The organism is Pseudomonas arvensis (assembly GCF_056688935.1).
The window spans coordinates 1,668,132-1,682,354 of record NZ_CP162038.1; the positions used below are offsets into that span (position 1 = coordinate 1,668,132).

The following is a 14,223-nucleotide window of genomic DNA, read 5'->3' on the forward strand; positions in this document are numbered from 1 at the left end:
GGCAGGCCGCGCAGAATGCTGCGCTTGACCTCACCTTGTTGCCACTATATATAGCGTTGCCGCGTCAGGCGCCAACTGCCTTTCACTTCTCGAATTCAGGAATTTTCCGATCCATGGGCAAATCGCTGGTCATTGTGGAATCCCCGGCTAAGGCCAAGACCATCAACAAGTACTTGGGTAACGAGTACGTGGTGAAGTCGAGTATCGGCCATATCCGAGACCTGCCCACCAGCGGTTCGGCTAGCGCCAGCAAGGAGCCTGCCGCCAAGCGCGGCAAGGCGGCTGCGGGCGAAGGCCCGGTGCTCACGCCAAAAGAGAAAGCGCGCAAGCAGCTGGTCTCGCGCATGGGTGTGGACCCGGATCATGGCTGGAAGGCCAAGTACGAAATCCTTCCGGGCAAGGAAAAGGTCATCGAAGAGCTGCGCCGGCTCGCCAAGGATGCTGACACCATCTATCTCGCAACGGACTTGGACCGCGAAGGGGAAGCCATTGCCTGGCACCTGCGGGAAGCCATTGGCGGTGACGACAGCCGCTACAAGCGTGTGGTGTTCAACGAAATCACCAAGAAAGCCATCCAGGAAGCCTTCTCCAAGCCAGGTGAACTGGACATTGACCGCGTCAACGCCCAACAGGCCCGTCGTTTCCTCGACCGCGTCGTGGGTTACATGGTCTCGCCTCTGCTGTGGGCGAAGATCGCCCGTGGCCTGTCCGCCGGCCGTGTGCAATCGGTAGCGGTCAAGCTGGTGGTGGAGCGTGAGCGCGAGATCCGTGCGTTCAACCCTGAGGAATATTGGGAAGTCCACGCCGACCTCGGTACTGCCAAGGGCAACAACGTCCGTTTTGAAGTGGCCCGCGAGAAAGGCGAAGCCTTCAAGCCGCTGAACGAAGCCCAGGCCATGGCCGCGCTGGAAAAGCTCAAGGCGTCCAGCTACAGCATCGTCAAGCGCGAAGACAAACCGACCAGCAGCAAGCCGTCGGCACCCTTCATTACTTCCACCCTGCAACAGGCCGCGAGCAACCGCCTGGGCTTTGGTGTGAAGAAAACCATGATGATGGCCCAGCGTCTGTACGAAGCCGGCTACATCACTTATATGCGTACTGACTCCACCAACCTGTCGCAAGACGCGGTGGCGATGGCGCGCACGTATATTGAAAGCGAGTTCGGCAAGAAGTACCTGCCGGAAAAGCCGAACGTCTACAGCAGCAAGGAAGGCGCCCAGGAGGCTCACGAAGCGATTCGTCCTTCCGACGCCAACACCGAGCCAAGCAAGCTGAGCGGCATGGAGCGCGACGCTGAGCGCCTCTACGAGCTGATCTGGCGCCAGTTCCTGGCCTGCCAGATGCTGCCGGCGCAATACCTGTCGACGACCGTCAGCGTGGGTGCTGGTGACTTCGAGCTGCGTGCCAAGGGCCGTATCCTCAAGTTCGACGGTTACACCCGCGTAATGCCGCAAATCGCCAAGCCGGGTGACGACGATGTGTTGCCGGACATGGCCCAGGGCGACACGTTGAAGCTGATCAAGCTCGACCCGTCCCAGCACTTCACCAAGCCGCCGGCGCGTTATTCGGAAGCCAGCCTGGTCAAGGAGATGGAAAAGCGCGGTATCGGCCGTCCTTCGACCTATGCGGCGATCATCTCGACCATCCAGGACCGTGGATACGTCGCGCTGCACAACCGTCGTTTCTATTCGGAAAAGATGGGCGACATCGTGACTGAGCGCCTGTCCGAGAGCTTCTCGAACCTGATGGACTACGGCTTCACCGCCGGCATGGAAGAGAACCTCGATGACGTGGCCCAGGGCGAACGCGACTGGAAAAACGTACTCGACGAGTTCTACGGCGACTTCAAGAAGAAACTTGAGGTAGCTGAAAGCCCTGAGAGCGGCATGCGTGCCAACCAGCCGGTAATGACTGACATCCCGTGCCAGACCTGTGGCCGTCCGATGCAGATTCGTACCGCGTCCACCGGCGTGTTCCTCGGTTGCTCGGGCTACAGCCTGCCGCCGAAAGAGCGCTGCAAGGCCACGGTCAACCTGGTCCCTGGTGATGAAATCGCGGCCGACGACGAGGGTGAGTCCGAGTCGCTGGTATTGCGTGGCAAGCACCGTTGCCCGATCTGCAGCACGGCGATGGACGCCTACCTGCTGGACGAGAAGCACAAGCTGCACATCTGCGGTAACAACCCGGATTGCAACGGCTACGAGATCGAAGAGGGCACTTACCGCATCAAGGGCTACGAAGGTCCGAGCCTGGAATGCGACAAGTGCGGCAGCGAGATGCAGCTCAAGACCGGTCGTTTCGGCAAGTTCTTCGGCTGCACCAATCCGACCTGCAAGAACACCCGCAAACTGCTGAAAAGCGGTGACGCAGCGCCGCCGAAGATGGACCCGGTGAAGATGCCTGAACTCAAGTGCGAGAAGGTCAACGACACTTATATCCTGCGTGACGGCGCCTCGGGGTTGTTCCTGGCGGCGAGCCAGTTCCCGAAAAACCGCGAGACCCGTGCGCCGTTGGTGCTGGAGATCGTGCCGCACAAGGACGAGATCGATCCTAAGTACCACTTCCTGTGTGAAGCGCCGAAGAAGGACCCGGATGGTCGTCCAGCCGTGATCCGCTACAGCCGCAAGACCAAGGAGCAGTACGTGCAGACCGAAGTGGACGGCAAGCCTACCGGCTGGAAAGCGTTCTACGACGGCGGCAAGTGGAAGGTCGAAGACAAGCGCCAGGGCGCTTGATCCGCCGAATACCCCGAAGATCCAATGTGGGAGGGGGCTTGCCCCCGATAGCGGTGCATCAGTCAGACACATGTCGGCTGATAGACCTCTATCGGGAGCAAGCCCCCTCCCACATTTGCATCGGCGTGTTTGTGTAAGTGAAGTTCCTTCTCACGTAAGCAGCCGTTCGTGGCACTTGCAGTCGACTCGGCTGATCCGTGACACTGTTCAGCCAGCATCACGCCTATTCGTTGTGGAGATTTGCCGTCATGGCCAACGAACTCTATACCCGTACCAATCAGAAAATTTACTTCGCGGGTTTGTCCCTGGAAGCCCTTGGCCGTGCCGAGGAAGGGAAGGAGATGAATGCTATCGCGTTGGTCCAGGCGGGGCGTGAAGCAGCTTTATTTCACCTGTACGGCGCGTTGCTGGGGCTGTGTCATGAAATCGCCGGCTTCTACCGTTTGCCACAGGCCGGTTCGCCCCGTGCGGAAATGATCATGAACCGTGAAGTGCTGGAGAGCATGGCGATTCCTGAGCTGTCGGAACTGGTAGAAATGGCCCAGAGCCCTGACAGCTGGGTGGCGCGCCTGCTCAAGGCCCATGCCGATATGTTCCAGCCGCCGCGTGTTCCCCACGTACCTAAGGGGGATGTGACTCAGCCGTTGATCGTGGCAATTGCGCTGGAAGAGGACGAGCCGAAGCCGCTGGGCCGGGAAGAGTTGGAAGGCTGGCGTCAGGAGCTGAAAAAGATGGCGCTGCGCTTTCGTGAAGGCCTGAACGAGTGTTGAAGCTTGGGCGGGCGCAGAAAGCACCGTTCATCAAGCTGTAAAGAAACCTCGCCAGAACCTCAACGAGGCTGGGAGGATGACTGATATAATCCCGGCCTTTGGTGGAGAACAGACTTTTATGCCTACGTCCTTTCTGGAAATTGTTGAGTTGCCTGACGGCCGAATCGAGCTGCGCCGGGCTGAGGACGAGGGTTCTCTGGTTATCCTGGATTTTTCCGAGGACGCAAAAGCGTTCCTGCAAGGCCAACACGTGGAAGTGGCAAAAGCCATGTTGAGCGTGGGAGTGCAGATGGCTGGCCGCCTGGCGGAAGGCGAACCGGAAAAAGAGGATGGTTCGCGGGTTCTCCACTGAATGTGGGTTCGCTGTTGTGGTGAGCGGGCTTCTGTGGTGAGCGGGCTCACCATAATGAGCATGCTCACCACAGAAGCCCGCTCCGTTCCCTTATAAGGCCTGGCCTTTTATCCCAATCGAATATTCAAACTCTGTGCATCGCCCGTGCGTGCTGCGCTGACCAATTGCTGCTTGGCTGCCGCATTCAGCGGGTTCAGCCAGCTCACCACCGTATGACTACGACCCAGGCGCAACGCCTCACATGTCAACTGCTGCGCACTTTGCGCACCACGCGGTTGTAGCAGCAGGATACGCTCACGGTTAAGACCGGCGTCCCGTAGCCAGGCCTGGGTCAGGCTGGCGGGTGGGGCGATCAGGGTCAGCCAGCGTGCATCCTGCTCTTCGCTCAGATCACGAAGAATCGGCGCCAATAGGCTCAGGCAGCTCCCAGCCGCACCGCGCAACGACAGTTCACTGAACGCCTCGGGTTCGGCGCTCCAGGGCGCCTCGACCGTTTCCTTGAGAATGGGCGAAAGGGGTTGGGCCATAAAGGCCTCGAACAGCGACAGTTGAGTGTGTTGTGGGGTGTGTATGAGCTGCATGGTGCCTCCTCTAGCGGCGAATGACGCCGACGCTCAAGCCTTCGATCACCAGGTCCTGATCTTTCAGGTTCACTTCAATTGGAGCGAACTCAGGGTTCTCAGCCAGGAGCCAGACCTTGCTGCCTTCGCGCTTGAAGCGTTTAACGGTGACTTCATCGCCGATGCGAGCGACGACGATCTGGCCATTACGGGCTTCGCGGGTGGTGTGGACGGCCAGCAGGTCGCCATCAAAGATGCCCACGTCTTTCATGCTCATGCCGTGTACCCGCAACAGGTAGTCGGCACGCGGATGGAAGAAGGTGGGGTTGATGTTGCAGGACTCCTCGACGTGCTGCTGTGCCAGGATCGGCGCACCAGCGGCAACACGGCCGATGATCGGGAGTGTCGATTCGTCGGCCTTGGCTTCGAAGCCAGGGATACGAATACCGCGCGAGGCACCGGGCGTCATCTCGATCGCGCCTTTGCGAGCGAGGGCCTTGAGGTGTTCTTCAGCGGCGTTGGGGGACTTGAACCCCAGTTCCAGCGCAATTTCGGCTCGTGTCGGCGGGTAGCCGTTGTCATCGAGGCAGCGCTTGATAAAAGCCAGAATCTCAGCTTGGCGTGGCGTCAGTTTTAGCATGTTGATCGCTCTGTCTTTTTATACAGTGACTGGGATTATATACAGTGGACTGCGCTTGGCAATCATCCTTTTGTTCGCCTCCGCTGGACGGTCGTTCGCCATCCTTCCTACAGCGCAGAGATAGCGCTGCCTACAGACCCGTAAGGATGTGATTAAATAGTGATGAAATAGATGACTACCCGGCCGGAAAGCGAACCCGCAGGCTTGACAAGACACACCCTGAAACGTATGTTTCAAACAAGTGTTTGTCAGGCGGAGTAGTCATGGCCCAGTCGGAAACCGTTGAACGCATTCTCGATGCTGCCGAGCAATTGTTCGCGGAAAAAGGATTTGCTGAAACTTCATTGCGGCTGATCACCAGCAAGGCCGGGGTCAACCTCGCTGCCGTGAACTACCATTTCGGCTCGAAAAAAGCCCTGATCCAGGCGGTGTTCTCGCGCTTCCTGGGGCCGTTCTGCGCCAGTCTCGATCGTGAACTTGAGCGTCGCCAAGCCAAGGCCGACCACAAACCCAGCCTCGAAGAGCTGCTGGAGATCCTCGTCGAGCAGGCCCTGGTGGTTCAGCCTCGCAGCGGTAACGACCTGTCGATCTTCATGCGGCTTCTAGGCCTGGCGTTCAGCCAGAGCCAAGGCCACTTGCGGCGCTACCTGGAAGACATGTACGGCAAGGTTTTCCGTCGCTACATGTTGCTGGTCAACGAAGCGGCGCCGCGTATTCCTCCTATCGAACTGTTCTGGCGCGTGCACTTCATGCTCGGTGCGGCAGCGTTCAGCATGTCCGGGATCAAGGCATTGCGTGCGATTGCCGAGACCGATTTCGGCGTTAACACCTCCATCGAACAGGTCATGCGCCTGATGGTGCCGTTTCTCGCCGCAGGCATGCGCGCCGAGACCGGCGTGACCGACCCTGGCATGGCCGCCGCGCAACTGCGCCCACGCAGCAAATCTGCACCAGCCCCCGCCAAGGTTTGACGGTGCCGGGTGTGCGCGGCAGCTTGCATCCGCTAAGCTAGCCGCCATGTCGAATTCAGCTATTTACTCGCAACCCGTTGTGCTTGCTGCGCTTATCGCGTGAAGCAAGGGCAACGGGTTGTGTGCGTTATTTAAGGAAGGTTTATGACTGCTGCCCTGCAAGGTTCTTTGATGGTCGACGTTGCCGGTACCTGGCTGACGGCCGAGGATCGCCACTTGTTGCGCCAGCCTGAAGTGGGCGGCCTGATCATTTTTGCGCGCAATATCGAGCACCCGCGCCAGGTGCGGGAGTTGAGTGCGGCGATTCGTGCCGTGCGCCCAGACCTGCTGCTGGCCGTCGATCAGGAAGGCGGTCGTGTACAGCGCCTGCGCCAGGGATTTGTGCGCCTGCCGGCCATGCGCGCGCTGGCGGACAACCCCAACGCTGAATACTTGGCCGAGCAGTGCGGCTGGGTCATGGCCACGGAAGTGCTTGCGGTCGGCCTGGACCTGAGTTTCGCCCCGGTACTCGACCTGGACTACCAGCGCAGCGCCGTGGTCGGCACCCGTTCCTTCGAGGGCGACCCCGAGCGTGCCGCCGTGCTCGCGGGCGCCTTTATTCGTGGCATGAACAGCGCCGGTATGGCCGCCACGGGCAAGCACTTTCCGGGTCATGGTTGGGCTGAGGCCGATTCCCACGTCGCCATTCCCAATGACGAACGCAGCCTGGAACAGATTCGCGCCAATGACCTGGTGCCTTTCGCACGCCTGAGCAAGCAATTGGCAGCAGTGATGCCGGCGCACGTCATCTACCCACAGGTTGACGCCCAGCCCGCCGGCTTCTCGCGCCGATGGTTGCAGGACATCCTGCGCGGCGAGCTGCAATTTGACGGCGTGATTTTCAGCGATGACCTGTCCATGGCCGGTGCCCATGTGGTCGGCGATGCGGCCAGTCGTATCGAAGCGGCATTGACGGCCGGTTGTGACATGGGGCTGGTGTGCAATGATCGTGCAGCAGCCGAGCTTGCCCTGACTGCGGCGCAGCGGATGAAGGTCACACCGTCTGCCCGTATTGCGCGGATGCGCGGGCAAGGGATTGCTTCGGCGGAGTACAAGCAGGATCCGCGCTGGTTGGCAGCGCTTAGGGCGTTGCGGGATGCTCAACTGATCGACTGAAGACTGAGTCGCTTCTATCGGGGGCAAGCCCCCTCCCACATTTGTATGTGGGGGGCTTGCCCCCGATGGCGATCCGCCAGTCAGCGCTTCTCTTGCTTATTGGGCAGCGGCGCAAACAACGCTTCAATATCCTCGTTGCCCAACTGCCAATCCCCGGTGGTTCGTCCATCCAGCACACCCGCCGCCAGATCGGACTTTTCTTTTTGCAGGTGCTGGATTTTCTCTTCCACCGTGCCTCGGGCAATCATCTTGTAGACGAACACCGGCTTCTCTTGCCCGATGCGATACGCACGGTCGGTCGCCTGGTTTTCCGTTGCGGGGTTCCACCACGGGTCGTAGTGGATCACCGTGTCTGCTTCTGTGAGGTTCAGGCCTACACCGCCGGCCTTCAAACTGATCAGAAAAATCTGCAACTTGCCGCTCTGGAAGTCCTTCACCGGCGTGCGCCGATCCCGGGTTTGACCGGTGAGCAGTGCGTAGGCAATGCCGCGCTTTTTCAGTTCGACTTCGATCAGGCTCAGCATCGAGGTGAACTGGGAAAACAGCAGGATCCGCCGGCCTTCGGCAAACAGCTCGTCGAGCATGTCCAGCAGGCTGTCGAGCTTGCCCGAGCTGCTGCCACGGGCGGGCAGGGTGGCGTCGTTGACCAGGCGCAAGTCGCAGCACACCTGGCGCAGCTTGAGCAGCGCTTCAAGGATGATGATCTGGCTGCGCGCCACACCTTTGCGGGTGATCTCGTCGCGGACCTTCTTGTCCATGGCCAGGCGCATGGTTTCGTACACATCGCGCTGGGCTTCGTTGAGGTCGACCCAGTGGATGATTTCGGTCTTGGGCGGCAATTCTGTCGCCACTTGTTCCTTGGTGCGGCGCAACAGGAAGGGTTTTATCCGACCGTTGAGGTGCTGCAATCGCACTTCGCTGGCGCGCTTTTCGATGGGCACGCGGTAGTCACGGTTGAAGCTTTTTACGTCGCCCAGCCAGCCCGGCAGCAGGAAGTGGAACAGCGACCACAGCTCGCCCAGATGATTTTCCAGCGGCGTGCCACTCAGGCACAGGCGCTGTCGTGCATTCAACTCACGCGCTGCCTGGGCCGCTTTGCTCGACGGGTTCTTGATGTATTGGGCTTCGTCGAGGATCAGCACATGCAAGGGCAGGGCAGCGAGGGTGTCGATGTCCTTTGGCAGCAGCGCGTACGTGGTAAGCAGCAGGTCATAATCCTGCAGATTGGCGAAATGTTTCTTACGTGTCGCGCCGTACAGGGCTTGCACCCTGAGTTGCGGAGTGAAGTGGGCTGCCTCGTCGAGCCAGTTAGGAATCAGGCTGGTGGGCATCACCACCATGCACGGTCGATCCAGGCGCCCGGCGATCTTTTCGCTGAGGATATGCGCCAAGGTCTGTAGGGTTTTGCCAAGGCCCATGTCATCCGCAAGAATACCGCCGACGTCCAGCTGGCGCAGCGACTGCATCCAGCTCAGGCCTTCCAGCTGGTATGGGCGCAAAGTCGCGTTCAACCCTTCGGGCGCGACGCAGGTGAAGTCCTTGATATCCCGCAGACGTTGGGCAAAGTTGCGGATCTTCTCACCGCCTTCCCATTGCAGCGGCAGGTCTTCCAGCGGGTTCAACCGAATCGCATCGGCCTTGGCCAGGCGCAGCGTGGTGGTGCCGGCTTCCTGTAGGTAAAACTCGCCAAGCGTCGCCAGTACTGGCTTCAGGCGTCCGTAAGGCAATGCCACTTGCAGTGGGCCGTGGCCGTTGGGCAGGCCAGGAATGTTCACCAGGATCAGTTCGTCATCGCGACGGCGTGCGAGTTTCTCCGGGTTGAGAATCTCGGTGTGAGAGCGCATCAGGTTCAGCAGAATCGGCAACAGGCTCAGCCGTTCACCGTTGACGATGATCCCCAGTTCCAGGTCAAACCAGTCGCGCTCCGGCCCTTCGTCGACGGTGGCGTACCAGTCGTCCACCGTGCTCAGGTCGAAACCGAAATCCTCATCGATCTGCAACTCCCAACCTTCGGTGCGCAAAGTGGGCGAAACGTTGAGGGTGAAGTTCAGCCAGGCACTGTCATTGACCATCTCGAACAGCTCGCCAGCGCTTTCCGGCAGTGCCTTGCTCTGGCGTGTGGCGATCTTGAAGCCCAGCAGGCGCAGTTGTTCGCGATAGGGTTGTTCCAGCCCCGGGTGGCGCTTGATGCGCAGGCTCTGGGTTTCCTGGCGTACGATAATGTCGGCGTTCTTTTGCCCGCTGACATAGTGGCCCAAGTAGTTGAACGACAGCGCCGCACGGTGCTGAATATAGCGCTGCATCCTGCCGTTGCGCGGTTCGAACGCACTGAACTCGACACTCGCCAGCCACAGGCGCGGGATCGGCAGCACATCTTCCATCACCACCTGCGGTAACACCACGCGGTTGTCCAGCACAGCCTGGAGCTTCTCCAGCAGCTCGGCATCCTGGGCGGCGGCCGGGTAGGCCAGGGTTTCCTGGACCTTGAGCAAGACGGCGGCGATATGTTTGCAATTGGTATGCACCGGGCAGGTGCAGCGGCTGTCCACCAGGATCAGCGAGCCCTTGGCCGATTCGCGCAGCGAGATGGTCTGTCGGTAAACGTTGCCGCCCGAGCCTTCGCAGCTGGCGATGATGGTGCTGTCACCGGATTCGACGATGCGTACCCGATTCTCCAGCGCATAACGTCGCCCGCGCTCCAGGCTCTGCTCTTTGAAGCGATTGGCCCACGAAGGGGCCAGGGGTTTGGTCAACGACGACGTCTGGGGCATGGCGCTGGATCAGTCCTGAATGTCAGGCGGGGGTGCGCTGGGCGGCTTGGCGGTCAGCGAAGTGATCTTGATCAGCAGTGCGAGGTGACCACCATCCAGGTAGTTGAGTTGGTTGTTCTTGGTGCGCACGTCGGTCTGGTTCAGGTGCTCGCTGGCAATCACGCTGCCGTTGCTGTCGAACTGATTGACCCAGAATTGCGCGTCGATATCGGTAAAACGCCCCAGTTGCAGGTTCAGCGTGCCCTCGATAGGGAACTGGCCGAACTGTTCCTGGCCGTCGGTGATCGCGATTTTGACCGGTTGTTCGCCGAGGTTCTGTTCCCAGGCCTTGTGCGCCAGCACGGTGTAGCTGTTATCGGCGCTGAGCTTGTCGACGATGTTGTTCAGGCGCGGCGGGCTCATTTTATCGCCCAGGCGCACGGCCCCGGCATCCCAGTTTTCCGGCGCGGCGCGGCTGTTGATCACCGGTTCCGCATTTTGGCGCACCAGGATCATTTCTACCTGGTAGGGGCTGTCGGCAAATGCCGAAGGCGCCAATACCACCAACAACAAGCTCAGCATGCGGAACAGGCGCATTGGGGCGTCCTTCAAACAGATTTCGGGATGAGGCGCTCAAACAGCGCCTCCAGGGTATTAAAGCGTTCTTCGGCGCGTTCCATCGGCACCATGAACTTGAACAGCGTAGCCCCTTCGAACTTGTAGCGGTTGGGCTGGCCCTGGATCAGCTTGATCAGCACCAACGGGTCTACCGGCGTCTGCGCTTCGAACTCAATACGCCCGCCCTGCGGCCCAGCGTCGACTTTCTTTATACCGAGCTGCTCGGCCTGCAATTTAAGCAGGGTCAGGCGCACCAGGTTCTTGGTCGGTTCCGGCAGCAGGCCGAAGCGGTCGATCATCTCAACCTGCAAGTCCTTGAGGCCTTCTTCGTCGGTGGCCGAAGCGATGCGCTTGTACAGGATCAGCCGTGCGTGCACGTCCGGCAGGTAGTCTTCGGGAATCAACGCCGGCAAGCGCAGGTTGATTTCCGGACCGCCGCCCAAGGGTTGGTCAAGGTTCGGTTGCTCGCCCTTGCGGATGGCCTTCACCGCACGTTCGAGCATCTCCATATAGAGGGTGAAACCCACTGCCTGGATCTGCCCGCTCTGGCCGTCGCCCAGCAGTTCGCCGGCGCCACGGATTTCCAGGTCGTTGGTGGCCAGTACAAAACCGGCGCCGAGGTCCTGGGTGTTGGCGATCGCTTCCAGGCGCTTTTCGGCGTCGGACGTGATCTGTTGGCGCGGCGGCGTCAGCAGGTAGGCGTAGGCCTGGTGGTGACTGCGACCGACGCGGCCACGCAGTTGGTGCAACTGCGCCAGGCCGAATTTATCGGCGCGCTCGATGATGATGGTATTGGCGCTCGGCACGTCGATACCGGTCTCGATGATGGTCGAGGCGATCAACACGTTGAAGCGCTTGTGATAGAAGTCGCTCATCACCTGTTCGAGTTCACGTTCGCGCATCTGCCCGTGGCCGATGGCGATCCGCGCTTCCGGCACCAGTTCGGCGAGGTCGGCGGCGCATTTCTCGATGGTTTTCACGTCGTTGTGCAGGTAATACACCTGGCCGCCGCGCAGCAATTCCCGCAGCAGGGCTTCTTTTACCGTGCTTTTGTTCTGCTCCATGACGAAGGTGCGCACCGAGAGGCGGCGCGCCGGCGGCGTGGCGATGATCGACAGGTCGCGCATGCCCGACACCGCCATGTTCAGCGTGCGTGGGATCGGCGTTGCTGTGAGCGTAAGAATGTCGACTTCACTGCGCAGGGCTTTGAGCTGCTCTTTCTGGCGCACGCCGAAGCGGTGTTCTTCGTCAATGATCACCAGGCCCAGGTTCTTGATCTTTACGTCGTCCGACAGCAGCTTGTGCGTGCCGATCACGATGTCGATCTTGCCTTCGGCCAAATCGGCGACGGCAGCGTTCACTTCCTTGGCCGACTTGAAGCGGCTCATCACTTCGACGGTCACCGGCCAGTCGGCAAAGCGGTCGCGGAAGCTGTTGTAGTGCTGCTGGGCGAGCAGGGTGGTCGGCACCAGGATCGCGACCTGGCGGCCACCGTGTACGGCGATAAAGGCGGCGCGCATGGCCACTTCGGTCTTGCCGAAACCCACGTCGCCACACACCAGGCGGTCCATCGGCTTGGGCGCGAGCATGTCGGCGCGCACGGCTTCGATGGTGGTTTGCTGGTCCGGGGTTTCTTCGAACGCGAAGCCGGCGCTGAAGGTGGCGTAGTCGGCTTTCGGGTCGGCGAAGGCATAGCCTTCGCGGGCGGCGCGGCGGGCATAGATGTCGAGCAGCTCGGCGGCAACATCGCGAACCTGCTCGGCAGCCTTGCGCTTGGCCTTCTGCCAGGTCTCGGAGCCCAGGCGGTGCAACGGCGCCAGGGCGTCGTCGCTGCCGGTGTAGCGGGCAATCAGGTGCAGGCTGGCGACCGGCACGTAGAGCTTGGCGCCCTCGGCGTATTCCATGGTGAGGAATTCGGCGGCCTGGTTATCGATCTCCAGGGTCTGCAAGCCGAGGTAGCGACCCACGCCGTGGTCGATGTGCACCACTGGCGCGCCTTCGCGCAGTTCGGTGAGGTTTTTGATGACTGCGTCGTTGTTGGCGTCGGCACGTTTTTCGCGACGGCGACGCTGCATCACGCGCTGGCCGAACAGTGGGCTCTCGGCAATCAACGCCAGGGCCGGGTCATCCAGCAGCAGGCCCTCGTCGAGCGGGGCGATGGTGATCGCCAGGCGCTCTTTGCCTTTTACAAAATCCGGCCAGCTGTCGACGGTTTTTGGCCGCAGCTTCAGGCGCTCCAACAACTCCAGCAACACTTCACGGCGGCCGGCGGACTCGGCGGTAAACAGCACGCGGCCGGGGAAGTCACTGATGAAGTTGGACAAGGCCTCCAGGGGCTGCGTGGCTTTGGCTTGAATCGCCAAGTCCGGCAGCGTGGCCGCAGGGAAGCGCTCACGGCCGCTTCCGGCTTCCACATCCTGCTGGCTGGCCACCACGCGCGGCCAGTTTTTCAGGCGGGCGAAGCAGTCTTCCACCGGCAGGAACAGCTCGGCCGGCGGCAATAGTGGACGGGACGGGTCGACGCGGCGCTCTTCGTAACGGTTGCGCACGTCGTTCCAGAAGTTTTCCGCGGCTTGCTCGATGCCCGGCAGCGAGAACACTTGGGTGTCCTGGGGCAGGTAGTCGAACAGGGTCGAGGTTTCGTCGAAGAACAACGGCAGGTAGTACTCGATACCGGCCGGGGTAATCCCGCTGCTCAAGTCCTGGAAGATCGGGCAGCGACGGAAGTCGACATCGAAGCGTTCACGAAAGCGCGCCTTGAAGCGGGTGACAGCGTCCTTTTGCAGCGGGAATTCCCGTGCGGGCAGCAGCTTGACCGAGTCGACCTTGTCGATGGAGCGTTGGTTTTCCGGATCGAAGGTGCGCAGGGTCTCGATTTCGTCATCGAACAGGTCGATGCGGTACGGCAACTTGCTGCCCATCGGGAACAGGTCGATCAGCGCACCGCGCACCGCGAACTCACCGTGCTCGTACACCGTGTCCACGCAGCGGTAGCCGCTGGCTTCGAGGCGCGTGCGCATCTGTTCCACGTCGAGCTTCTGGCCGATATCCAGCACCAGGCTGCTGCCCAGCAGGAACTTGGTCGGGGCCAGGCGATGCAGCGCCGTGGTAATCGGCACCACCAGCACGCCGTGGGCCAGTTCCGGCAGACGGTACAGGCTGGCGATGCGCTGGGAGATGATGTCCTGGTGCGGCGAGAACAGGTCGTAGGGCAGGGTTTCCCAGTCGGGAAAATGCAGCACCGGCAAATCGGGGGCGAAGAAGCTCAGCTCCTGCTCCAACCGTTCGGCACTTTGGCTGTCGGCGGTGAGCAGCAGGGTAAAGCGCTTGGCTGCGCTGGCAGCCTCGGCAATGGCCAGGCTCAGGGCGGCACCGGGCAGATTGCCCCAGTGCTGTTTACCTGCCGCGGCAGGGAGTAGCGGTAGACGCAGAACGGGCACGGAAGGTTGAGCTCCAAGCGTTGCGACAAAGTCGGTAATTGTAACGGGCCAAGGTGCCGCCTGTCAGTTGCTGACTGTGCCTATTACGGTTTGTAGGAAATGTAGTGGCTAAGACAAACAATGGCGTGTTTTGACTCAATATGTAGTGCCAAAAAGCGCGAATGTTTAGGAGGGTTACGGACAAGTCGGACGACTCGTCCAACTAGTGGCCTTCTGGAACCCGCGTATTTAC

10 protein-coding genes are annotated in these 14,223 nt (G+C 60.6%); 5 read left to right on the top strand and 5 right to left on the bottom strand.

From position 1 onward, the window contains the following. Positions 1 to 113: 113 nt before the first annotated feature. From topA to AB3G88_RS07660, 3 genes are all read left to right on the top strand, one after another. The gene (gene topA / locus AB3G88_RS07650) at positions 114 to 2,735 is read left to right on the top strand and encodes a type I DNA topoisomerase (RefSeq protein WP_095184112.1); all 2,622 of its coding nucleotides are present in this window, start codon (positions 114 to 116) and stop codon (positions 2,733 to 2,735) included. Positions 2,736 to 2,983: 248 nt separating this feature from the next. Then, positions 2,984 to 3,505: a DUF6586 family protein gene (locus tag AB3G88_RS07655; RefSeq protein ID WP_191958344.1), complete on the top strand. Its 522-nt coding sequence runs from the start codon at positions 2,984 to 2,986 to the stop codon at positions 3,503 to 3,505. Positions 3,506 to 3,623: 118 nt separating this feature from the next. Beyond that, the gene (locus AB3G88_RS07660) at positions 3,624 to 3,857 is read left to right on the top strand and encodes a hypothetical protein (protein ID WP_032889274.1); all 234 of its coding nucleotides are present in this window, start codon (positions 3,624 to 3,626) and stop codon (positions 3,855 to 3,857) included. A gap of 107 nt (positions 3,858 to 3,964) precedes the next feature. On the opposite strand, the gene sulA is transcribed toward AB3G88_RS07660, so the two are convergent. Next, positions 3,965 to 4,438, bottom strand: a complete 474-nt coding sequence (gene sulA, locus AB3G88_RS07665) for an SOS-induced cell division inhibitor SulA (protein WP_099587430.1) — start codon at positions 4,436 to 4,438, stop codon at positions 3,965 to 3,967. Positions 4,439 to 4,448: 10 nt separating this feature from the next. Further along, positions 4,449 to 5,057 carry a transcriptional repressor LexA gene (gene lexA / locus AB3G88_RS07670; protein ID WP_003172575.1) on the bottom strand — a complete coding sequence of 203 codons (609 nt, stop codon included), beginning with the start codon at positions 5,055 to 5,057 and terminating at the stop codon, positions 4,449 to 4,451. 263 nt (positions 5,058 to 5,320) lie between these two features. Between lexA and AB3G88_RS07675 the strand changes: the two genes are divergently transcribed. After that, positions 5,321 to 6,028, top strand: a complete 708-nt coding sequence (locus AB3G88_RS07675; protein ID WP_099587429.1) for a TetR/AcrR family transcriptional regulator — start codon at positions 5,321 to 5,323, stop codon at positions 6,026 to 6,028. A 144-nt stretch (positions 6,029 to 6,172) separates the two neighbouring features. Beyond that, a complete protein-coding gene (gene nagZ / locus AB3G88_RS07680; RefSeq protein WP_480453582.1) occupies positions 6,173 to 7,183 on the top strand; it encodes a beta-N-acetylhexosaminidase in 1,011 nt (336 codons plus the stop codon). 80 nt (positions 7,184 to 7,263) lie between these two features. Here nagZ and AB3G88_RS07685 read toward each other — a convergent pair whose 3' ends face one another. The 3 genes from AB3G88_RS07685 to mfd are packed head-to-tail and all read right to left on the bottom strand — an operon-like array spanning position 7,264 to position 13,991. After that, positions 7,264 to 9,954 carry a DEAD/DEAH box helicase gene (locus AB3G88_RS07685; protein ID WP_480453583.1) on the bottom strand — a complete coding sequence of 897 codons (2,691 nt, stop codon included), beginning with the start codon at positions 9,952 to 9,954 and terminating at the stop codon, positions 7,264 to 7,266. Positions 9,955 to 9,963: 9 nt separating this feature from the next. Continuing rightward, positions 9,964 to 10,530: a CsiV family protein gene (locus tag AB3G88_RS07690; protein WP_099587426.1), complete on the bottom strand. Its 567-nt coding sequence runs from the start codon at positions 10,528 to 10,530 to the stop codon at positions 9,964 to 9,966. Between the two features lie 11 nt (positions 10,531 to 10,541). After that, positions 10,542 to 13,991, bottom strand: a complete 3,450-nt coding sequence (gene mfd, locus AB3G88_RS07695; RefSeq protein ID WP_099587425.1) for a transcription-repair coupling factor — start codon at positions 13,989 to 13,991, stop codon at positions 10,542 to 10,544. Positions 13,992 to 14,223 lie beyond the last annotated feature (232 nt).